The 509-nt window shown below is 62.5% G+C and carries 1 pseudogene; it reads left to right on the top strand.

Annotation, left to right across the window (positions count from 1 at the left end):
• Positions 1-184: 184 nt before the first annotated feature.
• Positions 185-509: pseudogene (locus tag ACXJKH_RS22045) on the top strand (hypothetical protein); the annotation flags it as partial.

Genomic DNA, 509 nt, shown 5'->3' with positions numbered 1-509 from the left:
AGTCCGTTGCGTGCTACGCATGCACCCAAGTGTTGCGTGCGCACCTATGCCTAAACGCAACACCCGGCGCTGCCTCTCCCTTTGGCCCTATCGCAACCGTTTCGTCCTAGCTGACCGTGGACCGCGCAATTTGGCGCCATGAATTGCGGAACTTGGCCGACTGCTTGTCCAGGGAGGCCAGTGGGTGATTGTTCTGCTGGCTGCGCTGGGCATCTCATTGAGCATCGGCCTGACTGCGTCGTCCATTGCGATCATGGGCAGTGCACCTGAAGAGAAAGCCGGGGCAGCCAAGGCACTGGAAGCCACCCGCTACGACTTGGGTACGGGCCTGGGCATCACCGGATTTGGGCTGGTGCTGGCATCCAGCTACAGCAACGCCATCGAACTACCCGGCGGCCTTCCTGCCGGCATGGCAGCCAAGGCAACAGAATCCATCGGCGAAACCCTGGTCGCGGCGCAGGCGCTGGAGGGGGGCGGGGGTTGCCAGAGCCATTGCCGATGCTTAGCAT

The sequence above is a fragment of the Stenotrophomonas sp. P5_B8 genome, assembly GCF_054049855.1.
The sequence above is the reverse complement of the archived record's forward strand: the minus strand, read 5'-3'. Positions and strand labels throughout refer to the sequence as shown.